Source organism: Fibrisoma montanum (genome assembly GCF_003583365.1).
GTDB classification, from domain to species: domain Bacteria; phylum Bacteroidota; class Bacteroidia; order Cytophagales; family Spirosomataceae; genus Fibrisoma; species Fibrisoma montanum.
Map to the genome: position 1 here is coordinate 141,245 of NZ_QXED01000005.1, position 23,289 is coordinate 164,533.

The 23,289-nt window shown below is 56.3% G+C and carries 20 protein-coding genes; 3 read left to right on the plus strand and 17 right to left on the minus strand.

The annotated features are described in order from the left end of the window. The first annotated feature begins 94 nt into the window (after window positions 1-94). The 3 genes from DYU11_RS17565 to DYU11_RS17575 all read left to right on the plus strand — a co-directional run bounded on the left by DYU11_RS17565 (window position 95) and on the right by DYU11_RS17575 (window position 3,864). On the plus strand, window positions 95-2,092 hold the full coding sequence (locus DYU11_RS17565) for a sialate O-acetylesterase (RefSeq protein ID WP_119669020.1): 1,998 nt from the start codon (window positions 95-97) through the stop codon (window positions 2,090-2,092). A 68-nt stretch (window positions 2,093-2,160) separates the two neighbouring features. Continuing rightward, window positions 2,161-2,925, plus strand: coding sequence for a methionyl-tRNA formyltransferase (locus DYU11_RS17570; protein ID WP_119669021.1), 765 nt, complete (start codon window positions 2,161-2,163; stop codon window positions 2,923-2,925). Window positions 2,926-3,012: 87 nt separating this feature from the next. Further along, window positions 3,013-3,864, plus strand: coding sequence for a polysaccharide deacetylase family protein (locus DYU11_RS17575; protein ID WP_119669022.1), 852 nt, complete (start codon window positions 3,013-3,015; stop codon window positions 3,862-3,864). A gap of 3 nt (window positions 3,865-3,867) precedes the next feature. On the opposite strand, the gene DYU11_RS17580 is transcribed toward DYU11_RS17575, so the two are convergent. The 17 genes from DYU11_RS17580 to DYU11_RS17660 form a co-directional block, all read right to left on the minus strand. Next, window positions 3,868-5,019 (minus strand): glycosyltransferase, encoded by a 1,152-nt coding sequence (locus tag DYU11_RS17580; RefSeq protein ID WP_119669023.1) that lies wholly within the window; start codon window positions 5,017-5,019, stop codon window positions 3,868-3,870. 14 nt (window positions 5,020-5,033) lie between these two features. Further along, window positions 5,034-6,218: a glycosyltransferase family 4 protein gene (locus tag DYU11_RS17585; protein ID WP_119669024.1), complete on the minus strand. Its 1,185-nt coding sequence runs from the start codon at window positions 6,216-6,218 to the stop codon at window positions 5,034-5,036. Further along, on the minus strand, window positions 6,215-7,597 hold the full coding sequence (locus DYU11_RS17590; RefSeq protein ID WP_119669025.1) for an O-antigen ligase family protein: 1,383 nt from the start codon (window positions 7,595-7,597) through the stop codon (window positions 6,215-6,217). Before DYU11_RS17590 ends, DYU11_RS17585 begins: the two co-directional genes overlap by 4 nt. A gap of 128 nt (window positions 7,598-7,725) precedes the next feature. Beyond that, window positions 7,726-8,739, minus strand: coding sequence for a hypothetical protein (locus tag DYU11_RS17595; RefSeq protein ID WP_119669441.1), 1,014 nt, complete (start codon window positions 8,737-8,739; stop codon window positions 7,726-7,728). Window positions 8,740-8,755: 16 nt separating this feature from the next. Then, window positions 8,756-9,778, minus strand: coding sequence for a glycosyltransferase family 2 protein (locus DYU11_RS17600; RefSeq protein WP_119669026.1), 1,023 nt, complete (start codon window positions 9,776-9,778; stop codon window positions 8,756-8,758). 8 nt (window positions 9,779-9,786) lie between these two features. Beyond that, window positions 9,787-10,614 carry a DUF5672 family protein gene (locus DYU11_RS17605; RefSeq protein WP_119669027.1) on the minus strand — a complete coding sequence of 276 codons (828 nt, stop codon included), beginning with the start codon at window positions 10,612-10,614 and terminating at the stop codon, window positions 9,787-9,789. After that, window positions 10,611-11,660 (minus strand): glycosyltransferase family 9 protein, encoded by a 1,050-nt coding sequence (locus DYU11_RS17610; RefSeq protein ID WP_119669028.1) that lies wholly within the window; start codon window positions 11,658-11,660, stop codon window positions 10,611-10,613. The genes DYU11_RS17605 and DYU11_RS17610 overlap by 4 nt, the downstream gene beginning before the upstream one ends. Window positions 11,661-11,664: 4 nt before the next feature. Continuing rightward, the gene (locus tag DYU11_RS17615) at window positions 11,665-12,648 is read right to left on the minus strand and encodes a glycosyltransferase family protein (protein WP_119669029.1); all 984 of its coding nucleotides are present in this window, start codon (window positions 12,646-12,648) and stop codon (window positions 11,665-11,667) included. 44 nt (window positions 12,649-12,692) lie between these two features. Then, window positions 12,693-13,841 carry an acyltransferase family protein gene (locus DYU11_RS17620; RefSeq protein WP_119669030.1) on the minus strand — a complete coding sequence of 383 codons (1,149 nt, stop codon included), beginning with the start codon at window positions 13,839-13,841 and terminating at the stop codon, window positions 12,693-12,695. Then, window positions 13,834-15,033: a glycosyltransferase family 4 protein gene (locus tag DYU11_RS17625; RefSeq protein WP_119669031.1), complete on the minus strand. Its 1,200-nt coding sequence runs from the start codon at window positions 15,031-15,033 to the stop codon at window positions 13,834-13,836. The genes DYU11_RS17620 and DYU11_RS17625 overlap by 8 nt, the downstream gene beginning before the upstream one ends. A gap of 93 nt (window positions 15,034-15,126) precedes the next feature. Continuing rightward, on the minus strand, window positions 15,127-15,780 hold the full coding sequence (locus DYU11_RS17630; RefSeq protein WP_119669032.1) for an acetyltransferase: 654 nt from the start codon (window positions 15,778-15,780) through the stop codon (window positions 15,127-15,129). 86 nt (window positions 15,781-15,866) lie between these two features. Then, window positions 15,867-16,574 (minus strand): WbqC family protein, encoded by a 708-nt coding sequence (locus DYU11_RS17635; RefSeq protein ID WP_119669033.1) that lies wholly within the window; start codon window positions 16,572-16,574, stop codon window positions 15,867-15,869. A 110-nt stretch (window positions 16,575-16,684) separates the two neighbouring features. Next, window positions 16,685-18,739 (minus strand): ArnT family glycosyltransferase, encoded by a 2,055-nt coding sequence (locus tag DYU11_RS17640; RefSeq protein WP_119669034.1) that lies wholly within the window; start codon window positions 18,737-18,739, stop codon window positions 16,685-16,687. Window positions 18,740-18,807: 68 nt separating this feature from the next. Beyond that, a complete protein-coding gene (locus DYU11_RS17645; RefSeq protein ID WP_119669035.1) occupies window positions 18,808-19,911 on the minus strand; it encodes a DegT/DnrJ/EryC1/StrS family aminotransferase in 1,104 nt (367 codons plus the stop codon). Window positions 19,912-19,975: 64 nt separating this feature from the next. Then, entirely contained in the window at window positions 19,976-21,235 is a 1,260-nt protein-coding gene (locus tag DYU11_RS17650) for an ABC transporter ATP-binding protein (RefSeq protein ID WP_119669036.1), read from the minus strand. A 52-nt stretch (window positions 21,236-21,287) separates the two neighbouring features. Next, on the minus strand, window positions 21,288-22,118 hold the full coding sequence (locus DYU11_RS17655) for an ABC transporter permease (protein WP_119669037.1): 831 nt from the start codon (window positions 22,116-22,118) through the stop codon (window positions 21,288-21,290). A gap of 47 nt (window positions 22,119-22,165) precedes the next feature. After that, complete coding sequence (locus tag DYU11_RS17660; protein WP_119669038.1) at window positions 22,166-23,272, minus strand: GumC domain-containing protein; 1,107 nt, start codon at window positions 23,270-23,272, stop codon at window positions 22,166-22,168. Between the last annotated feature and the right edge of the window lie 17 nt (window positions 23,273-23,289).

The following is a 23,289-nucleotide window of genomic DNA, read 5'->3' on the forward strand; positions in this document are numbered from 1 at the left end:
TAGTTGTAACCAAAGCGCGGTCCGGCAACGGGAAACACTGCACGTCTTGATATTTACTGCAATACTATTACTTTTTTTATACGAACGAAAGCCAATGAAGCTACTTTACGCAAGTGTCTTATTGTTTTTATTCAATTTTCCAGCGAAAGGCCAGGTTACGTTCGAGAACTTGCCCCGGGACCTGCAACTCTATCCACGCGATGCTTCCAATCAGGCCGCAGTGATTGTAAACGGAAAAGTAACCGCTGCCGGCTTCCAGAAGATTGGGATGCAGGTGTTCCGGGAAGGGGTGCTGTCGGGCGTGATGAGCCAGACGCTGTCGCCCACGGCCGTCAACGCTGACTTCCGGCTGACGACCACCATCAAGGCCGAGCGCGCGCAGTATGGGTTCAAGGTATTTTTATACAAAGGTGCCGATTCAACGCTGGTGGCCGAGCGCAACCGGGTTGTATGCGGGGATGTGATTTTGCTGCATGGCCAGTCGAATGCGCTGGCGCTGGCGGGGCTGGATGAGGCTTACAGTTTTAACTTCGATGATACGTACCTGCGGAACTGCACGTATCCCTACGGCTCACTGAATATTCCGGGGGAGATGATGTGGTACTCCGCCAAAAACCCGTATGCCAGTGTCGGTGGCTTTGGCCTGACGCTGCAAAAGCTGATTCTGGATACGTATGGCATCCCGACCTGCATTATCAGCGAAGCCATTGGCGGCACGGGCATCGACGTACTGACGTTCCGCAACCCGGCCAACCATGCTGACCTTCAGACGGCCTACGGTCGATTGCTGTACCGGGCGCGCTGGGCCAACGCCGAGAAACAGATCAAGGCGATTATCTGGAAGCAGGGCGAAAACGAAGCCGGTAATAGGCCGGATAACTACCCGACCCTGTTCAAAACGTTCTACGATCAGCTTCGCGAGGATTACAACGACGCCAAAATCTACGTCGGCCAGATCAATATCCTGGCCGACCGGGTCGATGCCGCGGCCGGGCTCCGGGATTTTCAGCGCCGGACGGGCCAGTTATTCAAAAACGTTGAAGCCGTTGCGACGGTCGGCACCATGAACATGGGCAACGACGGCATCCACTTCGGCGTGCAGGGCCATCAGCAGCTGGCGTTTGAGCAGTTCCGGTTGCTGGCGCGGGATGTGTATGGGTCGAAAGACACGGCGCAGGTTAGCTCGCCGGATATCAGAAAGGTGTTCTACAACGCCCGGAAAGATTCGATTACGCTGGTTTTCAATGAAGGTATGCAGATGGTCTGGCCGCAGGATACGGCGTTTTATAACTTCGCCACGCAAACGAAGGTCTATAGCCGCAGCCTGAAGGATTATATATATCTGGACGGCAAGGCAGGCGACGTAACGGGCGGTGTTGCGGCCGGAAACCGCGTGACGCTCAGTCTGAAGCAGCCTGCATCGGCCAAAGCCATTCGGTACCTGCCGGCTTACTTCTCGGACCAGTACTCAAACTTTTACGACGGCCCAACGCTGCGAAACGCGCGGGGCATGCGGGCGCTGACGTTCGACAACGTAGCCATCGCAGATCTGATTTCGGCTGTGTCGACCCTGGCGGCCAAACCCGTTTCTGAGAAGCAGATTCAGCTGAACTGGACGGCTCCGGCCGGTGCGCAGCGAATCGTACTGGAGCGCTCCAACGGATCGCCGAACTCATTTACGACCATTGCCACCCTGAGCGGGACAACGGCCACCTACGCCGATGCGAACCTGCCCGATCCGCTGGGGACGTACTATTACCGGCTGCGGGCCTTCAGCGACGTATCGGAGTCGCCGTACAGCAACGTAATCAGTGCGCGGCCCCTGGTGCTTGGCGTGGAACCGATGGCGCCGGTGGTTCGGCTGTATCCAAACCCGCTGGTTGCCGATCGTACGCTCCGCATCGAGGCCGACCAGACAATGTTCACCAGTCTGACCATCCGCGACGAACTGGGCCGGGCCGTCAAAGTCTGGAATGGCCGGGCCGCCAACTCGCTGACGGTCACACTCGATGAGCTGGAAGCCGGGTTCTACATTGCCGATTTGCAGACCAGCGATCAGCGGACGCTTCGTCGGAAGGTGGTGGTTCGATAAGAAACACGGCTTGGCTTTGCGCCGGACTTTGTAATTTTACGGCGCAACCAGTCTCATCTACCCTGTTTATGCGTTTGGTCATCTTAACTCAGGACGATCCGTTTTACCTCGCCCGCAACATTGATTATTTCCTGAAAAAACTACCGCCCTACGCCGAAGTCGTCGCTACGGTCGTGTTCGACGTATCGCCTTTCGGTAAGCGCGAACGGTTTACGGATAAAATGAAGAAGACCTACGAAATCTTCGGATTGCCCTTTTTCGTTCGGTATGGGTTTAAATTCCTGAGCTCAAAACTGGACAGCCGCAACAACGTGCGCAAAGTGCTGGCCGCCCGGGGCATACCGTTCATTGAGATCGAAGGGAACATCAACAAAGACGAAAATCTGGAGAAAATCCGGTCGTACAAACCCGACCTGCTGGTGTCCATAGCGGGCAATCAGATCTTCAAACGCAAACTGCTGGACGTAGCAACTCACGGCTGTATTAACCTCCATACGGCCCTGCTGCCGAAATACCGGGGACTGATGCCGTCGTTCTGGGTGCTGAAAAACGGCGAAACCCATACCGGGGTATCGGTATTTTTTGTAGACGAAGGCATTGACAGTGGCCCGATTTTGGTGCAGAAAAAAGTAGAGATCGGTGGCCGCTCGCAGGAGCAGCTGATTAAAGACACGAAGCTGATCGGTATGGACGCAATCGTCGAATCAATTGAAAAAATCCATTCGGGTAACTACGAGCTGATCGAGAACGATGCGTCGCAGATGACGTACTTCTCGTTCCCGACGCGCGAGGATGTAAAAGCGTTTCAGGCGGCCGGAAAACGGTTCTATTAATCCGCCGGGAAGCGCACCATCAGCGGGTTGAGGGCAGGCCTGGTTCAGGGCCGGCTTTTCAGCCGGCTACTTGTCCAACTAAAAAACATGAATATTCTCACGTTCGATATAGAGGAGTGGTTTCATATTCTGGATAACGCGTCGACGCGGACCGAAGCCGAATGGAGCCGGTACGAAACGCGTATTTACGCCAATATGGACCGGATTTTCCAGCTGCTGGATGAAACCAACAGCCGGGCTACGTTCTTTTGCCTGGGCTGGGTGGCCGATAAGCACCCCGACGTGATCCGGCGGATCGACGCGGCCGGGTATGAGGTAGCTACGCACTCGTACGCTCATCAACTGGCGTATGAACAGACGCCCCAGGAGTTTCAGGCGGATCTGGAGCGGTCGATTAAACACCTGCAGGATATCACCGGCAAAAAAGTACGTTCGTACCGCGCTCCCGGTTTTTCGGTGAAGGAATTTAACCGCTGGGTGTTCCCAATCCTGCTTGAACAGGGTATTGAGATTGACTGTTCCGTGTTTTCGGCTCCCCGCGCCCACGGGGGAGACGCCACTCTGGGCGTTGTGAAACCCAGTTATCTGAACGTGAAAGGGGCGCTGCTGAAGGAGTTTCCGATCAACACGGCCAGCGTGCTGGGACAGCATTTTATCTTTTCTGGCGGAGGGTATTTTCGCCTGTTGCCCTACGGAGCCATCAGGCAGTTCATGCGGCAGTCGGACTACGTCATGACGTATTTCCATCCCCGTGATTTTGATGCTGAGCAGCCTATGATCCCGGGCCTGAGCCGGATGCGGCAGTTCAAGTCCTACTACGGTCTGAAAGGCTGCTGGCCCAAACTGCGGCAGTTGTTAACCGAATTCACGTTCGTGGACGTAGCCGACGCCGAAAAGCAGGTCGACTGGTCGACTGTCCGGACCCGAACCATCGCGTAGCCCTTACGGTTTCTTCACCACTTTCGTGTACGCATCGAGTAGTCGTTTGGCCACTACGTCGATGTCGTACTGGGCCCGCAGCAGGGCCGTTGCATTCTGGCTGATCCGGTGCCGCAGGGCGTCGTCGGCGAGTATGCGTTCCAGACCGGCCCGAACGCCGTCGGGCGTTAACTCAACCAGTTGGGCGGCCTCGTGCTGGCGGATGGTTTCGCCAAACCCTACCCGGTCTGAAACGAGCGTAGGGGTTCCGGCGGCCATCGCTTCGAGTACGGCCATCGAAAAACCCTCCGAATAGGACGGCAGCGTAAACAGGTCGGCATCGGCAAGGGCCGCTTTCTTATCATCGCCGGTCAGCATACCAACCAGCCGCATCGACTCGCCCAGATTATGCTGCTCAATGAACTGGCGGGTGGCTTCGCCATACCCATCGTCGGAGCCGGCCAGAGCCAGCACGGTATCGGGGTGCTGGCGCACGTAATCGCGGAAAGCCGGCAAGAGTAAATCAAGGCCCTTTTTGCTGTTCAGCCGACTCATGAACAGCACCAGTTTGCGATCGGTGGGCAGGCCGAATTTTGCCCGGAACAGACCTTTCGGCGGTAGCTGAGCAAAGTCGCTCAGCTTTACCCCGTTTGGTATAATCACTACGTTCGGGTGCTGAAAACCAAAATACCGAAGCAGGTCCTGCTGCTCGTCGGTGTTGTTGATGTGTACAACGTCGGCCCGGCGTAAAAAGGCTTTCTGCGCCAAACCGTCGATCAGCTTCTTTTTCCACTGGTTATGCGCATAGACCCAGCGATCGAGTACGCCGTGGATAGTCACTACCTTGGCTACCTGCTTATCCACCATGAACGGAGCCAGCGTACCGAAATGCCATAGGCCGTGGCAATGAATGACATCGTATTCGTGAACGTGTTTGCGGAGGTAGTCAAACAGTTCGCCCGATACCTCCCGAAAGAAACGGCTGATGACCGGTGTTCGCCGGCACAAAATCAGTCGGGCACCCTCAGGAACGGGATACGGTTTTTCGCCGGGCGAGTAGGGACTCAGTATATCGACCGAGTGGCCGTAGCGAAGGACAACCTGAGTGTGATCGAAGATAATTTTAGGCGGGCCCCCGGCTTCCCAGGTGTAGGCGCAGATGTTCAGAATTCGCATGAGCCGCGAAATAATCAGGTGCGTACCGTTTTTACAAATCCATCGAGCATTTCCCGCGCAACGGCCTCGGGCGCGTAGGGGGCAATCGTCTGCCGGGCGGCTTCGCCCATCCGCGTTTCGCTGACCGTACCGTTCATGAACTCGACCAGGTGGCGCGTCAGTTCCTCAGGCTGATCGGGGTTAAATACCAGGCCGTTCTCGCCGTGACGCAACAAATCCCGCACGCAGCCGCAGCGGTCGGAAACCAGCACGGGCAGGCCGCACACCATTGCTTCGTTAACAACCAGTCCCCACGGCTCCGACCGGCTGGGCAGGACCAATACGTTCGCCAGGGCCAGCACCTCGGGCACCTGATACCAGGGGCGGCCGGGCAGAAGCGTAACAAAGTTAGCTAGTCCCAGTGCGTTGATCTGCTGCTCAAGTACGTCGTGTTCAGGGCCATCGCCGAGCAGGATCAACCCCCAGGCTCCGGCCCGAAACGATTGCCGCTGCGCATCGGCGAAGGCGGTTAGCAGGGCCGGCAGGTTTTTGAACCCAATCAGCCGCCCAACAAAGATAAAGTTATTCGGGCGCAGGCCGAGCGTCTGCTGCTGCGCCGACCGCCTGGGAAGAGCACGTTGATGGGCGGCCAGTAATGCGTCGTTATCGACCGCGTTTTTCCGGACAAGTACGCGTCCCGGCGCTACGCCAAGGCCAATAAGGTAATCGGCCGACTGACTGCCGAAACAAAAGAAACCGTCGCACTGGCCAATGATCCAGCGTTTCAGGCGTTCTTTCCACCCCCCGCGCTGGTGGTCGGCGGCCGTGCTTTCGTTCTGCATCACCACCCGAATGCCGCGTCGTTTAGCCCAGAGCAGCAGGGCCAGCTGCGCCGGATCGTAGTACCCTGTCAGGTTGATGACATCGGGGCGATAAGCCTTGGCTTCCCGCAGGAGCGCCTGCGTCCGTTCCAGTACGCTCACATCTTCCAGAAAGCGATCAAATAGGAGTGTATAGGTGTACGCGTACGTCGGCGCTGAGGGCTGACCGGCCGACGTACCGGCAGCGGCTTCCAGGCCGGCCCGGGAGCGCTCATTGCGGGCGATCTGCAACACCCGAAGGTCAACGTCGGGCTGGGCGTCGACCAGCCGCTGCAGCGCCTGAAAGACACTGGATTTATAATGCGCCCAGAGAATGTTGTGAACGATCAGGATTCTCATCGGGTCGGCTGCCCGTTTGCGACCACCTGGTATTGCTCTTCATTGAGAAGGGGCGGTCGGTTGGACAGATAGGCCGGAAATAAATGTTCAACGCCCATAAATCGAATCATCATAGCGAGCGGAAACCAGAAGGATATTTCATACGGTCGGCCGTTGGTAAACAACTGTACCATCAGCAGGGTGAAGAAATACGCCAGGAACGTATTGAGCGGATTGGGGTTCGTACGCATGACCCGAACTGAATAATAAACGGCCATGGCATTCAGGCCACCGAAGAGAATAAAGCCTAGTATGCCCTGATTCGTCAGGGCTTCGATCACCGGTATGTCGAGGTACAGGTACTTATAGCCGTAGCCCAGAATGAGCTTGTACTGGTGCCCGACGAGAACATTATTAAGAAACGTGGCACTGACGGATCGGTTGGCCGCCGACCCATCCAGCACGGCTTTATAATCGGCTCCTTTCGCTTTCATGCCCAGCAGGGCGTACACGTTCTCCATATTTCGTTCAATGAAAGCCACCACGTACCCGTACAGGACGGCGTAGGCATCGTAATACTTGCGAAAGAAGAACATAAGCCCGATAATGCCCAGGCAGACGGTAATGATCGGTAAGGGCTTGAACAGCCCTTTGACTACCGTCCGGATCTGGGCCGGCCGCACGTTAAACCACAGGAAAAACGTAATGGCAATAATGAGCGCTACAACGCTCGACCGGGTCTGGGTCAGGACCAGGATGGCCAGACTGAAAACACCCGAGAAAAAGCAGAACAGCCGAATCAGGAAGTTGGTCTGCGGGCGAACCATCCAGATCGCACACGCCACAATGCTCATAAAGGCATTGCGCGAAAACGCATGTGGGTTGCCCGAGGCTTCGTCGCCCTCGCCCAAAACGATGGTGGCCCGCATCCCGATTACCCAGTTCGGGTTTGTCAGCAGGGCATACACCAGGGCCAGGTTGGATACGAGCGTGAACAGGATCACAACCGGAATGAAGACCCGAATGATGTCGTTCGGGATGCTGATGAGCAGAAACAGGAAAATGATCACGTAAGCGAAGTAGATCATATCCTTAGTGAAGTCCGTAACCTGCGGATACGGGTTGAACAGGTACATGTACGCGATGCAGAACAGCAGGAACGTGATCCCCATCCAGAACATGGTGATGTTGGGCCGGTACAGCCGGCGCAGTATGGTGAACGGTACCATCAGCACCAGCCCCATGGCCAGGGCTACGGCCGTAAACATGGTGCTACCGGGGGCTAATCGCAGCTCGTCGCGAAAGAAAAAGATCAGCGGGTAACCATCCAGCAGGATGCAGATACCCAGGACCATTCGCATGTAGTCGAGCGTCTGCAAAAAATATAGGAGTTTTCTCATGAATCAGTCCGTTTCCAAACGCTGCCTGTATAACGAATGAGTTTGTACTTTTCGTAGAAAACAGGCCCGCAAAAATACACTTTGTGCCGCTAAAACCAAGATGGCACTGGCTGAACTGAGCCTGTGACCTACCGGATCACCGGCAGGGGGACCTTGTCGACAAAGTCGGTAACCGCCCGCAGCGACTGCACCGTTATTCGTCGCCACCCACGGATTATCATTGGCTCCGGGCGCTGACCGAAAGCGGGCCGGATGCCCGAAAAGCGAACGCCATCCGAAGCCGCGACCTGCCGTTGGTAGTCGGCCAGCAGGGTTTGCACGTCGGGGCGATCGGCCGGCCGCAGGCGGGTCTGGTACGGAAACAGCCCGTCGTCGGGGTTGCTCAGCCCTTTAAAGTTGACAAAGAAAAGCCGCTGACCGTCCGCTGATTGCGTCGGATCGCTCACCAGCCAGTGGTCGTTCTGCCGGGTAAGCCGCCGTTGGGGCAGATTCCAGACGGCTACGTGCCACGACGGGTCTTTGACAACGGATACGCCCCGGAAAAACACCGGTACGTGCATGAGCCAGATCTGGTCGAGGCACGAGCCGTTGCAGAAGTTGATGTGCGCGCGATCGGTAGCCCGGTCCTGCCACCAGAGCAGCAGCCGGTCGGTTTCCGCCGAGCGCCGGAGGGCCAGAAAGTCACCGCTGTAGAGGCCTACGTTCTGGAAGTATTTCTCATCGGGCTGAAAGGCATCGGCCGGTGCCCGGGTGATGTGGGGAGTAAGCAGCGTATTAGCCTGCTCCAATCGGTCTTTGATGGGGGTTAGCGGCCCATAAAACCAGCAGTTCGGGTCGGCATAGACCACCACATCGTCGGACGTACGGGCCATGGCAGCCTGAATCAGGTGGGGTTTGCAGGCAGCCGCGAACTCCGTAGGCGTGTACATGGCCGACAACGCCGACAACCGTTCAGGGGGCAAAACGTCCGTTATGGGCAGGATGGGATGCGGAATCGCTACGTCGGCGGGTAGGCGGGACGGATCGTCGGCCAGGCCGATCAGAAAGGCATCGGCCGGTGCATCGGGTTGGTGCTGACGAAAACTGGCCCCCAGCGCCAAAGCCTGGGGTAACTGGCGGATTGTACAGACGGTTACTAACACAGGCTGCAAAACTAACTCATTCGAGTATATCGCCCAAAACCGCCAGATAAGGCGCGTACCAGTTTGCGGCCGCGTCGGCGTATCGGCTGTAATTGCCCTGCCGCAGGCTGCGCAGTACCGGATGAACCCGGTTGATACGGTTGACGGGCAGTGAACTCCGCATCGTAAAATGTTCCAGTCGGCGCCGGAGCAGCTCCATACCCGGAGCATCGGGCGCAACCCGTTCGGTCAGGAGTCGGTTGATCGTAGCGAGCTGAGTTTGTTTCTTTTGCAGAGGAGCCAGTTTAAGAGCTCGCTGGCGTCTGAACCGATCCCGCAGCCGAATGCGTTTGCCGGGTTTCGGCTGGCGAATACCTACCTGCTGGCGGACGTGCGTCCGGTAGAGCTGCAGCGGTTGATCGATGAACTGAATGGCGTTATAGGCCGCCCCGATCAGGCCAATCCAGCCGTCGTAGATGTAGCCAGGAATGTCGCTGGGAATAGGCAGAACTTTCTCCAGAAAAGACCGGCGGATCACCGTAGCGCAGCCCATGACCCGGTTGCCGTCGAGCATCACTTCCATCATTTCGCCCTCCGACCACCGGGTTTGAGCTTCCGTGTCGAACCGGACCCAGTTCCAGAACCGCTGCTGGCGTTCTTTCAGGTCCTCATCCGTCACCCAGGCATCGCAGAAAGCCAGCTGGGCATCCGGGTGCTGGTTGATATAGGTTTCCATCGTACCGATTTTTTCAGGGAACCAGTAGTCGTCCTGATCGCAGATGAAAATCAGATCGCCGGAGCACAGGGACAGGACTTTTTCGAAATTCTTGTTGAATCCCAGTTGTTTGGGATTCACGGAGATACGTACCGGAAAGGGGGATTCGGCCGCCAGCTGATGAAGCAGATCAACGGTCCCATCGGTAGAGCAGTCGTCGCTGACAATGACTTCATCGGGCAGGCGCGTCTGGTCGATCAGGCTTTGCCATTGAGCCGGCAGGTAGGCCGCCCCATTATACGTACAAAGTGCAACGGATATAGTCTGTTGATCGTGGGTAGTCATGCGTTTGGTTATATCTGGTACCCATAACGGGCGAAAATTGGTCGCCAGTAGTCCGTACCGTGAATATCCCAGGCGTGGCAGCCGAACGGCAGCTTTCCCTGGTTATACTGTTCAACGGCCCGCTGCGGATAGAACTCAACGGCAAAACGTAGTGCCGTCCGGTAGTCTGGAATACGCAGCAGGGGGAGATACCGATTTACTTCAATTCCCCAGAATACATCTTCATTATACTGATGGGCGCTGATGCGCTGGTACCGCTCAATCTTCCGCCGGAAAAACCGCAGCCACCGCAGCATGGACGGCACCCGCCGGAGCGACAGGCCACCATTGCCGACGCTGTTCAGGCTGACGATCTCACGGGGCGTTACGCCGTCGGGTTTTTTAAGGTCCAGTACCGTTGCCACCTTCTTTTTAACGGAAAACCAGGCTTCATCGCGCCAGCCCGTGAAGTCACGGTCGCGCAGCCACGGCGCTCCAATGTAGTCGTAACCGAGCGCACACCAGTCGGCCAGTTCGTCCTGAAACACAAAGGCGTCCAGTTGATGGATCAGGATGTACTCAGCATCTACGAACGCCTGGTAGAATTCGGACGACAACATTAATTGGTTATAAGACTGAATATCAGTGAAATATGAGTCGTCAAATCGACGAGCCTGCAAAATTGGGTATAAATCCTGGTAATACGAAGTATCGAGCGATTGCGGAGCGGCTAAAAGAATGCGAAACTTATTTAATGTCCGCATGCACTGCGTCAGGGCGATACGCTCGTAGTCGGTGAGGGTAGGTTTATAAACGGGAATTACGACACTGACATTTCCGGAAGCCGTAGCCTTCATACAAGTTTGGGTTGACCCAGCCGTTGCTGCACGGCTCGCTGCACCCAACTGTAGGGAAGTTCGGCGCAGGGGTGATCAAAATTATTCAAAATACTAACACCTTCCCCTCGCTTGTAGCGACCGGAATAGGGCAGGTAGTTCACAAAATTGAACAGCCGCCCGAGCAGAATGACACCCTGGGTGCCAACCGCGTTGGCCATGTGCGCCGGACCACTGTCGATGCCGATGAACAGGTGCGCCCGCTGGATCACTTCGGCCGTTTCGAGCAGGCTGAGTTGCCCGCAAAAGCTACGAAACCGGGGGTGTTCGAGGGTAACGACCGGATTAATTCCGACTTCGACTACCGGGTAGGGGTGCGTTTCGAGCAGCCATGTTACCAGCTCATGCCAGTGACTGGCAGGCCAGTCGCGTGGGGCGTAGCTGGACTGGCAGTGAATGACAATGGGGCCACTACCGTCCGGTGCCATCGGAACCGGGAGCGCATCGACCCGCTCGCGTACCGATTCGGGAATGTACATCTTCGGGTCGTCGGTCATGGGCGGCAGACCGGCTACCTGCGAAAAGGCGTATAGCAAATCCCCCCGGTCGTAATAATTATCGAAATGCATGCCGATCCGTTCAGCATTCGGGTTAACGGGATCGTCCGGGCAGTACTTGCACTTCCGGTGGGAGAGGTGCAGGTTATAGATATGGTCGAACACCCCCGAATAAATCAGTTGCTCGCGGTGACCAGGGCAGAGTTCAATGAGGTAGCCATCCAGGTCCGGATGATGGGCCACCAGCTCGATGTAGGGCCGCCGAACAAACCAGAGTATGTGCCCGTCGGGGTGACGCCGTCGGACTTCGCGGGCCACTGGTTCGCACGCAATAATATCGCCCATCTGCTCCGACAGGATGATGGCCACCAATGGGCGTTTGCCCAGTGTTAGTTTTAGTTGACGTAAGCGAAGCAGGTCCAGCGTCGCCCACCAGTGCCGGTCGATGAGGTGACCGTACTTGCTGTGGCGATGGAGCCATATTTCTTTAGTTCGAGCCCATGATGGCATACGGTTACGTGGCTAAAAGCTCAATTACTTTATTAAACGGCGCATTGACCGCTTTTCGCACCCGTCGGTACCGCAGCACCCTGGGCGGTTTAATGTATATGCAGGGGTAGTGCCGGTACTGGTCGTTATGGTTCGCCAGGAGCCGGTTTCGGTACAGGTCGAACAAAGGCCACGCATCGGGCCGGTCCGTAAACGTGTAGCGCGTCTGGTACTTCGACACCTCGTCCGGCTTGTAGGGACTGTAACCGCTGTAGTGAAAAAACTGCACCGGATCAGTTTCGTTTACGAGCCATTGGCCCCCGGCGCCCTGCGACAACTGCCGTTCGTGCAGATTCCAGTAGGCGACGTTATAGCCGGTATGACGTTCAATCAGGACGTTGTCGTAATACACCGGGGCAAAGTTCACCCAGTGCTGATCGACGAACAACCCGTTGCATAAATCGAGCCGGCATTCGTAAAGGAGCCGCTGTTTCCACCAATCGACAAAATGCCGGGCCGTTGGGTCGTTGCGCAGACCGATGAAGCCCAGGTTGAACACCCCTGTATTGAGGTGATGCTGTTCGTTCGGGCGTTCCCAGTCGGGCGTGGGCGAACAGGTGTGGGGCGTCAGTACGAGGCTGTACGTCGACAGGTCCCGCTTCAGCTTGTCGAGTCGCTGAAAGACAATGATGTCGGGGTCGAAGTAGATGACTTCCGTTACGTCCGGAAAGTGCTTATAAAAGTAGTCGATGTAAAACGGTTTAACGGCCGTGTTCAGTTCGGTAATGTCGTAGCGCTTACCCATGCCCTCAAAATCCGGGATGCCGATCTGGTCAACCTCCAGCATCTCGTAGCCGGGGGCGAGCGAGTCGGGGAGGTTGGCCACGCTGAGTTTATCGACCAGACCGATAACGTACCGGAAGTCCGGATTGGTTTGCCGCAAGGAATCGCCCAGCGTACGGGCCTGTGCCAGGTAATTAACCGAACAGATGGTAAAAGCCAGAGTCATGCGTACTGTTAAGAATGGGGGGCTGATCGGTGGGTTGGATCAGCTTATTTGTCGTTGTAAGAGAAATAACGCTTTAACCCGTTGATGGGTTTCTCGAAAGCATACCACGATGCCGACGCGACGGCAATCAGCACGGCCAGGCTGAACAGCCGGTGCGACCAGTAGCCCAGCGTGGGATGAATACCAAACCGCCCGGCAACTCGCAGCGCGAAGGGTACAAAATACCCCGGAACCAGCATGTGGAATACGTAAATGCCATAGCTGATCCGGCCAACGTACTGTAGGGCGCCGTTGTCGAGTACCCGGCCGGCGGGTCCCCGAATACCCAGACTGGCGTTGGCGACCAGATACAGCGACAGGACCGAAATCAGCAGCCGCTGAAACAGAACCACCAGCACATCGTCGCCGGGGAGGAGTAACAGGCAGATAAAGCCCACCAGAGCCAGGCCGGCCGCCAGCGACAGACGCTTCAGAAACGTATTGGCCTGCTCCGGCTCTTCTGTAATCACATACGCCCAGAGCGCTCCCAGGCCAAAGGCATCCAGGCTCGCCGGCATCAATACTCCGTCGAGGTCGCCCCGCAGATAGCCGATACCCCTTGACACAACCCCGATCACAATCAGCCCGATAATGGCCAGGCGGGTCGACGAACGGGAGGTCAGAAACACGACCCAGGGCCAGATCAGGTATAACTGTTCTTCAACCCCCAGCGTCCAGAACGGCGACAGCAGGTCGGACCAGTTGCCGGTCTGATGCAAAAGGATGTTGTAGCCGTAGAGGTAATAATACAGCGGATGCTCGTCAATGTCGGACGCCTGTGGCAGGGCGATCAGCACGAACGTAATGACCAGGTAATACAACGGAAAAATGCGCAGGGCCCGCCGGACAAAAAAGTTGCGGTACGTATCGCCCAGCTGCGCCGAGCCCGCCAGAATCCGGTTGCGGTTCTGGAGCAGAATCCGGCTGATCAGAAACCCACTGATGACAAAAAAGATCATCACCCCAATGGTTCCGTTCGGCAGGCGGTTGATCCCTTCGCCGGTAGGAAACCAGTGGTACACGACCACCAGCATAACGGCCAGCGTTCGCAGGGCATCCAGCTGGGGCATGTGTGTCAGCCGCGACAGGTCGGGGAGGGCCTGCGCTGATCCGGCCGGATCAGATGCTACCGTGAAGGTATTCCGCTTAGGCATGCGAAGGATTGGTCAGTTGCGCAAACAAAGTTAGCAGGGTTTCGACACTCTGGCGGGCCGGGTGCCGCTCCTGAATCTTCTGGCTCAGCCGCCGACCGAGCGAATGGCGCAGGTCCGGCTGCTCGATCAGCTCCACAACCCGGCTGCTCATGGCGTCGAGGTCGAGGTAGGGAACAACAAATCCGCCATCGGCTTCCACCAGTTCGGGCGAGCCTCCGGCCTTGTCGAAGCATACGACCGGCAGGTTGCACAAGCCTGCTTCGAGGACTACGAGCGGATAAGGGTCTTCGCGTGAACACAGCACAAACACGTCGAACCGACACATGTAGCGGAGGACTTCGGGCGTTTGCGGAATCAGATGAACGCGGTCTTCCAGATCTGCTTTCTGAATATCCAGCAACAGATCATCCCGCAGCGTACCGGGCTGCATACCCACCCACACAAAATGCACATCGCGGGCGGCCATTCGTCCCGTCACCATCCTGGCCATCGAAAGGAAGAGATCGTTGCCTTTCCGCCACTCGGCGTTGCCGCAGCCACCAACTACCACCGCGTTGTCGCCGATGCCGAGCGACTCCAGAATTCCCGGCTGCTGCTGGGCTTCCCGAACGTTCCGGATCAGGGCGGGCGTATCGATCAGGGTAAACAGCGTGATGCGGGCCGGATCGAAGCCATGTTCCTGTTCGTAGTACCGGGCGGTGGCCCGTGAGACGGCCAGCAGGTGGGACGTCCGATTGAGCAGATAGGCCAGCTCGTCGGGCTGGGTGTATATGCGCACCGACAGCAGCAGTTCATGGACGAACGTAACGACCGGCACCGTGGGCGGTATGGGCAGATGACTCAGCCAGCGGCCACTCGTGACGGTGTTGACCAGTACCAGATCAACGGAGTCGAGGGCCAGTTCGGTACGGAGCATGTGCTGGTGCTGTTCCAGCTTCTGCTGATACACCTGTTGCCAGAGGCCCAATTTGCCCAGGAGCTTGTCGGCTACGCCACCCATCACATGGGCCTCAGGTTCGGGCCAGAGCACAACGGGGCAAATCTGTTGGTATTCATCCAGCAACGCGCCCCCCGCCCCGAGCAGCAGCCGCATGTGAATGCCTTCCTGTTTAAGCAGGCGCATGAGCTGGAGCAGGACTAACTGAGCGCCGGCGCGGTTGGCGTCGTGGCCGATGAGGAGAACGGTTTTCAAGCAAGTAAAGGAGGAAGGGAGGAAAGGAGGAATGAAAAAAGGAGAGTGCAAATACCTTTCTCCTTTACTCCCTTCCTCCTCTTCTCCCCTTAGTTAATACGTTTCATGACTGGGTTTGGGGAGTTTTTTGGCCGGATTGCCGATGTAAACACCCCATTCTTCCGTGTCTTTGTAAATAGCCGACGCCATGCCCAGCAGCGTGCCGGTTGCTACGTGCAGATAATCACGAATTGTACTATTAACACCGAAAAAGCAATACGGTTCAATCACGCAGTGGCCCGACATTACCACGTGCGATGTGAAGAAAACGTGGTCCTTAATCTGGCCGTGGTGTCCGATGTGGTTGCCGCTCCAGAGCACTACGTTGTTGCCGATGGTCGTAAACGGCTGGATGGTGTTGTCTTCCAGAATAAAGCAGTTTTCGCCAATCTGGTTGCCGAACGTAGTGGCTTTGGAGCTGATGTACGAAATGAACTCGTACCCTTTGGCTTTGGCCGCGAGGTAGATCCGTTCCCGGTTCTTGTTCATGCCCCGCCCCGTCATCGGCGCGAAAAACTTAAATTCCTGCGGGGGATACAGCGTGTCAACCTCCTCAAACGCCACCACAGGCAGTCCACGAAATTCGGTTTCTTTCAGATACTCGCGGGTGAGGGTAAAAGCCACCACCTCGTGTTCCGAGTCGTGCGTGAGGTAGAAATGCGCTAATTCGGCCGTATCCATCACGCCGAAAATGACCACTTTTGCCATGTTGGTAATGAGTGAAAGAGTTAATAAACGAACGAGTGAACAGGTCACGAATCGAATCGCTCGTTCACTCGGTCGCTCGTTTGCAATTACATCAGATCATATTCGTCGAGCATGGTCCGAATGCTGGCCGGATCGTTGAACATCAGGATGTCCAGAATGGATAACCAGGGAATAAAATCGGCCTGATTCCGGCTGAACTGCTGGTATTCGACGCGCCGGGCCTTGATAAAAAACAACTCGATACCGGCTTCCGCAAACGTGGGTTTGTCGTACAGCTCCATGCCCCCGACCGGATTGATGTATCGGGTGGCGTTTTCCTGCCTGCAGATATCAAGTATTCGTTCCTGCGCTTTCAACGGCGTGTTGTTGTACGTGGTCGAGGTTGGTACCAGCGTAGTCGATAAGCCAAGGTACTGGTTCAGCTCGACCAGGCTGTTGTGAATCAGCCCGGCAATGGAATCGGTGTCAAAATTGATGATTTTTTCAGTGATCGGCAGTACCGTTCCGTAATAGGGCGCTTTTCGGTACCCTTGTTCAATGGTTTTCAGGAGTTTGCTCCGCCACTTGGGATCGTCGGCCAGTCTGACCTCATTGATCCGCTTGTTCTGGCTGGCGTCCTTCAGCGGTACCGTAAACATATACTCCTGGCCGTTGATCAGCAGTTTGTTCCGGTTAATCCACCCCCGATTGATGAACGATACGTCGTCGTACAGTACGAACGTATCGACAGCGTTCATCAACTGCATATACCCAATGTAGGGGAGGAAGTACGGTTGCATGATGGCGAGCGTCATGGCGGAACAAGGGGGTGTAAGGGTCAATGTTTCAGGTTGAAATTTCCGGTTTGACATGGGGACCCGCCCAACCGTTGAACCTTAAGCACATTGACCATGAAACGTTAAACTTATTTCAGTTTGCGTAAGTAGTAATCTTCGCCCGGTACGATCAGGTCTTTCATGGTCGTGTCGGTACCTAACCGCAGGTCGCCGGGGCGGGGCGTTATCACACTTTTATCAAAAAACAGGTAATCGGCTTCCTTGGGAATGGGACGAAGGCCCTGCTCAAAGGGGTTAATCGGAATCAGCCGACGCGACAGTTCCGGACCGTAGAGGGGGTATTCGTAATCGTCGTTGATCGTACCCAGTGCAACGGTAGCGTTGGTCGGTACCAGCTCATCAAAGCGTTTGTAGGGTTGATAGATGTCGGGGCGGCCGAGGGTCATTTGCCGGATCCGGTCCGAGTTGAACGCCGAGGGGTAGTCGATACCCGTAGGGCCCTGCCATGCGAACGGCAGCGCGCGGATGTTCAGGAAAACGCACAGCAGCGCCGACAGGCAACCCAGGCCCGTAATCAGCCCGACGTACGTTTTCCAGACTGTTCGGCCGGGTCGGTCAATAGCCAGGGCCGGTTTCAGAAACAGTAAGGCCAGAAACGTCACCCCGAACAAACCGGTTTCGATGAAATAACGTCCTTTAAAGGGGTCGTAGGGGGCCGAATAGGAGAGGGCGGCAAAATGGAGCGCCAGCGCCAGCCCCAGATAAATGTGGGGCGTTGAGCGAACAAGGCCGGTCAGCACCAGAACGAGCAGCGGAAAAATCAGGCCAAAGCCAAAAACGCCCCAGTAGGGGTTGGCATTGTAGAACACAAACCGCCGGTCAAACGCAAACGGCACAATCGAGAAGTCGGTTTCTTCGTCGAGCCGCAGGCGGAGCTTATCTTCCAGCACGACCGCCGGGACGCGCATGAGGTGGTTGAGCTGGGCACCGGCTTCGAGATTCCGGATGCCGTCGAGGTTAAAATGGTCGTATGCGTAGCGCACGACGTTCCGGCTGCCCTGCTCCAGCAGGTTGGCCAGCGAACCGGCCCGCTCCACCGACTGGTGCCGGAGGGCGGTTGGTGGACCAATCGGGTGGCCGAACACCTCAATGTTTTTCAGGTAGCCCGTCGGCAGCATCCAGAGGCAAACCCCCACGATAATCGCTGCGGCCAGCCGTCCGGTACGGGCCAGCGTCGTTTTCCAGGATGGGGCCAGAAACACCGTATACAGCATGATAACGAATACCGAGGGCTGTAACAGGGCGAAGGTAATCTTGTGGCCAAAGGCAATGCCGTATACCATGCCGGCCAGCCACAGGTAGCGGTTGTCGCGGGTCTGGCGGAACGTAAAGAGCATGTACAGCAGTACGCTCAGGTAAGCCGTCAGCACAATGTCGGTTTCGGTGGTGATGGCCTGCATCAGAAAGTCGGGCAGCAGGGCATAAGCCAGCGCACAAAGAAAACTGGCCGACAAGCGGTTGCCGATACGTTGCACGATGCCGAAAACGGATAGAATGGCGGTCCAGTAACTCAGGTGGTGAATGAATTTGAACGCATTCTCAAACCGGCCCGTCATCAGGAACGAATAGATCTGAAGCGTGCAGACACTCTTCGGATACGTGTCCATGTTCCAGTTTGTACCGCCAAAGTGCCGCATCGTACCCCGCTGAATGTACTGCATGACCCGATTGAGGTGACCCGTCATGCTGTCCCACTCGTTTGGAACGGTAAACAGGACGAGCAGCAGGTTCGTCACGGCGATAATCGCCAGTGTACTGAACAGGGCGGCAAACAGAAGTTTGGGGAATGTCGGCAGCGCACCAAACCAGTCGCGGGCTGTCTGCCACCGCCCGCTGATCAACTGACCGAGCGAAAAGGAAGCGGGCTGGTCCGTGACGGGTTTAAGCCGGTGCAGAACCCAGCCAAGCAGGGTTGCGGTGATGAACACGGAACCGGCCCAGGCGAGGGTGCTGGCCGTCAGGTACAGCGCCGAAAGAATGAAGCCGGTCAGGATAACGGAGCCGGCACCCAGTAAAAAGGAAGTTAAATACCACTCGGTCAGCGACGGACGGATGATGCGGGTTGCCAGCCAGCCCACGTACACCAGAAACCCGAAAAGAGCAATCAGAGACAAGACGGTCATACAAGATAATCGAATGATGAAAAGCGAACAGATGTCCGAAGGCCGGTTTGGTCAGACGGGGGCTGTTATCACTGTTCAATACTCGCTACGTTGGCCGATACGGTTTCATTGACGATCTGGCAGATCCGGTCGACATCCGACTCCGGCAGATCCGGATAAAGCGGCAGCGCCAAAACCCGCAGGGCTACGTCTTCCGACACGGGACAGGGCTGGGCCAGGTGCGCCAGGAAGGGCAACGTATTCAAGGACGGGTAAAAATAGCGCCGGGGGGTTATCTCATTGCGTTTCAGCGCATCGACCACCTGCAGCAGCTTGGCTTCCGACTCAAAGACAACCGGGTAGTAGGCGTAGTTATAGTCAACCCCCGGGGCCAGCGTCGGGCGGGTCACGTTGTCGAAGTCGAGCCGGGCGTCGTACCAGGCAAATACCTGCTTGCGGGCGGCAATCAGATCGGGCACTTTGGGCAGGTTGCACAGGCCCATAGCCGCGTGAAACTCTGAGTTTTTAGCGTTGATGCCGATGCTGTAGTAGTCGTCGTTGCGGTGGCCGAATGAGCGGTAGAAATGAAGCTTGTGCGCCAGTTCGTCGCTGTCGGTCACAATGCACCCGCCCTCAACGGTATGAAACACCTTCGTTGCGTGGAAGCTGCACGTACTCAGATCGCCGTAGCTCAGAATGGAGCGGCCGTTGTACGTGGCTCCGAACGTGTGAGCCGCGTCGTAGATCACCTTCAGGCCGTACTTGTCGGCAATGGCCTGAATCTGGTCAACGCGGCAGGCATTGCCGTACACGTGCGTGGCCATGATGGCCTGCGTATGTTCGGTAATCAGCGGCTCGATCTTGTCGGGGTCGATGCAGTAATCATCCGGCCGGATGTCGGCGAAAACTGGCGTACACCCTTCCCACAGGATGGCGTTGGTTGTAGCGACGTAGGAAAAGGGCGTCGTGATAACTTCCTTGGTAATATCCAGCGCTTTGAGGGCCATCTGAAGCACAATGGTGCCGTTGGTGCAGAACTTCAGGTGCCGCACACCCAGGTACTCTTTGAGCTGACTCTCCAGTTCGCGCAGCAGGGGGCCGTCGTTGGTCAGGTGCACTCGTTCCCAGATGCCTTCCAGGTAACGGGTGTATTCTTCCAGATCCGGCAGGTATGATTTTGTGACGTTGATCATAGTCAGTTTGCGGTTCACGGTTTACAGTTTTAAGTCCTTCAACCGAAAACTGCAACCGGCGACCTTATTTTGCGGGTACTTCTTCCAGGGCTTCCATCTCAAACCGGAACTGCGGACGGACGTAGCCCGGCCACTTACCGTACCAGGCCACCCCTTCGCGGTAATCTTCGACATCGAACGTAATACCTTCTTCCAGTTGGAACAAAGGCGTGACGGTGTCCTTAACGACCATCACCGAGATGGTATACGACCCATCGTTGAGGAAATAGCCGGGAATCAGGCATTCGCCCGCGATCAACCCTTTGCCGTAGGGCAGCGACTGCGTACCAACGTTGAAGATGCACTCACCCGTCAGGGAGTTCAGGTGCAGGCTCAGATTCAGGTTGGCCCGCTCCATCATGTTCCAGAATTCGAACCGCACCCGCATGGGCGTCCGGACGTCGATGTGCGTCGTATTGTCGGGGTATTCGGGGATGAGTTCAACCCGGCGGATACGTACCAGATCGTTGCCGGGCGCTTCCTCCGGCGTGTCCCACTGGCGGACCAGCCGGGTTTTGGATACCTTGCTCAGGTACGACTGGATAACCTGGTTGGTTTCGCCTTGCTCTACCAGGCGCCCTTTCTCGAAAAACAGGGTCTTGTTGCAGAGCGCCTGCACGGCCGTCAGGTTGTGGCTGACGAACAGGATCGTCCGGCCACTCGTCGATACGTCGCGCATTTTGCCCAGACTTTTCTTCTGAAACTCGGCGTCGCCCACGGCCAGTACCTCGTCCACGATCATGATTTCGGGGTCGAGGTGGGCCGCAATGGCAAAACCCAGCCGCACGTACATACCCGATGAGTACCGTTTTACGGGCGTATCGAGAAACTTTTCAACGCCGGCAAAGGCAACAATTTCGTCGAAGTGTTTCCGGATTTCGCTGCGGGTCATACCCAGCAGCGAGCCGTTGAGGTAAATATTTTCGCGGCCGGTCAGTTCGGGGTGGAAACCCGTTCCGACTTCGAGCAGGCTGGCTACCCGCCCCCGAATGCGCACGGAACCGGTGGTCGGTTCGATGATCTTACTCAGAATTTTCAGCAGTGTGGATTTGCCGGCCCCGTTATGGCCCACAATGCCCACCCGGTCGCCCTGCTCGATGGCGAAACTAACATCACGCAGAGCCCAGAACTCCTCCCGTGTCAACCCCGACTCTACCTGTTTACCCCGCCCAAACCACTGCCGGAAGTTTTCGGCCACCACATCGCGCAGGGTGTTGACGCCCTTGCCGCGCTGGTGATCAATGATGTACTGCTTGCTAATATTTTCGACGGTAATGACAGACATGGTGACTGCTGGTGAGTTGGTCAATCGATCAACGGATTAACGGACCGATTGGTTAAATGTCATCAACAAAGGTATTCTCGCGCTTCCGGAAAAAATAAACCGAGGCTGCCAGACAAACCGCAACCATCAGCACGGATACCAAAATACTTTGCGGGTTGAAAAACGCCTTCTCGCCGAGCAGCGCCCAGCGGAAACCGTCGATAATACCAACCAGCGGATTCAGAATATAGAACTTATAAAACCATTTGTCGGACACGATCCGGCTGCTGTAGGCAATAGGGCAAACGTAAAAGCCTACCTGCACCAGAAACGGAATCAACTGACCAATATCACGGAATCGTACGTTGATCACCGCAAAAAATAGGCCGAAGGCAAATGCGGCCAGCAGAGCCAGCAGCATGAACACCGGCAGAAACAGAATGTGCCAGTCGGGTACGAACCGGTACCAGGCCGCTATCAGAATGAATAACCCGAGCGACACCAAAAAGTCTAAAAAGCTGACGGCCACCGCGCTGAGGGGCATGATAAGCCGCGGGAAATACACCTTTGTGACGAGGTTGGCGTTCAGGGTCACGCTGTTGCTGACCTGCGTGAAGGCATTGGCAAAAAACGTCCAGACGGTAATGCCGGCCAGCACCATGAGCGGATAGGGTATGCCCGGTTCGGCCGGTAGTTTGGCAATGACGCTGAAGACCAGCACCATAATGAGCATGGTCGTCAGCGGACGAATGACACTCCAGGCTGTGCCGAGGGCCGTCTGTTTGTACCGAACCGAAATGTCGCGCATGGACAAGATGAACAACAGTTCACGGTTCCGCCACAGATCGCGCCAGTAATGCCGCTCAGCGCGACCAGGTTGAATAACTACTTCGTGTGTTTTCATTAACGGATGTCAGGCAGGGCAGCCGGGTGGCGACCCTTCGCTTCGGCTTATTCTTCCCGCATGATGGAGCGGAAGGTCTCGCGCAAAAATACGATGATTACACTTAGCAACAGACCCAGCGCAACGCCAATCTGGAACCCGACGGGTTTGATGATCTCTTTATACAGCGGAAAAACCACCGGTTCAATCACCGTAAACAGCGGAGCCTCCCGGATCAGAGAGAGCCGCATATTATCGGCGTTTTGCAGGGCCTGGTAGTACAGCGTGGTCAGGAAGGTCGAGTTCCGGCTCAGCTTGGTTTCCTGAATCCGGCCCTGAGCAACGACTACCTGCTGGTTCTGGTCAATATACCGGGCCAGCTTACTTTCCGTACCGGTAAGCAGGTCGTACAGTGAATCGGCCCGGCTTTCCAGCAGTTCCGACATCTCCTTGGTTTTCTTAGTCTGCTTCTCCCGGTAATCCTGCTCGATAGTTTTCAGGTGGTTGTCGACGAAGGCGGCTGCCAGTTGCTCATCCTGCATACTGCCCCGTAGCTCCATGAACGATGACTTCCGCTCGGGCTGCGTTACGTTGAATTCCGTATCGATACGGCCGTAGATCTGGGCCATCGCAATAGCTTCCTGCTTGGTATATTCCTTCGGCGTTTTGGCCCGGGCAAACGAGAAAGCGCGCAACGTATCGCTTTTTTCCCACTCTTCGTCCCGGATGCCGCTGTGCTGGATGTAGTAGTTCACCAGCAGGGTATCCTTGCCGTTGATGTTGACAGTTTTCATCAGCGTTTTTTCAACGACCGGCCGCGATTTGGCGTAGATCAGAAAGTTGTCGCCGACAAAGATGCTCGCGTCCGGAGCCGCCTGGCTCAACCCAAAGGCACTGGCCAGCTGACCCAGTTCTCCAAAGGCGCTGGCACTGCTACCACCGCCCAGGTTAAATTTCATGGTGGCGGTATAGACCGGCTTCTTCTCGTGCGTGAAGTCATAGATAAAGCCGATGGCAGCACCGATGCCCGTCAGAATAACCAGCAGCAGCCAGTTGCGCCGAACCACATTCTTGAGCTGATACACGCGCAGCACAACCGCCTTGGGCGAAATCTGGTCGGGGGGCAGCGGCCGCGTGACTAAGTTGTTTGTATCCGTTGATGAGTTGGTATTCATACAGTTTCTTTCTTCAG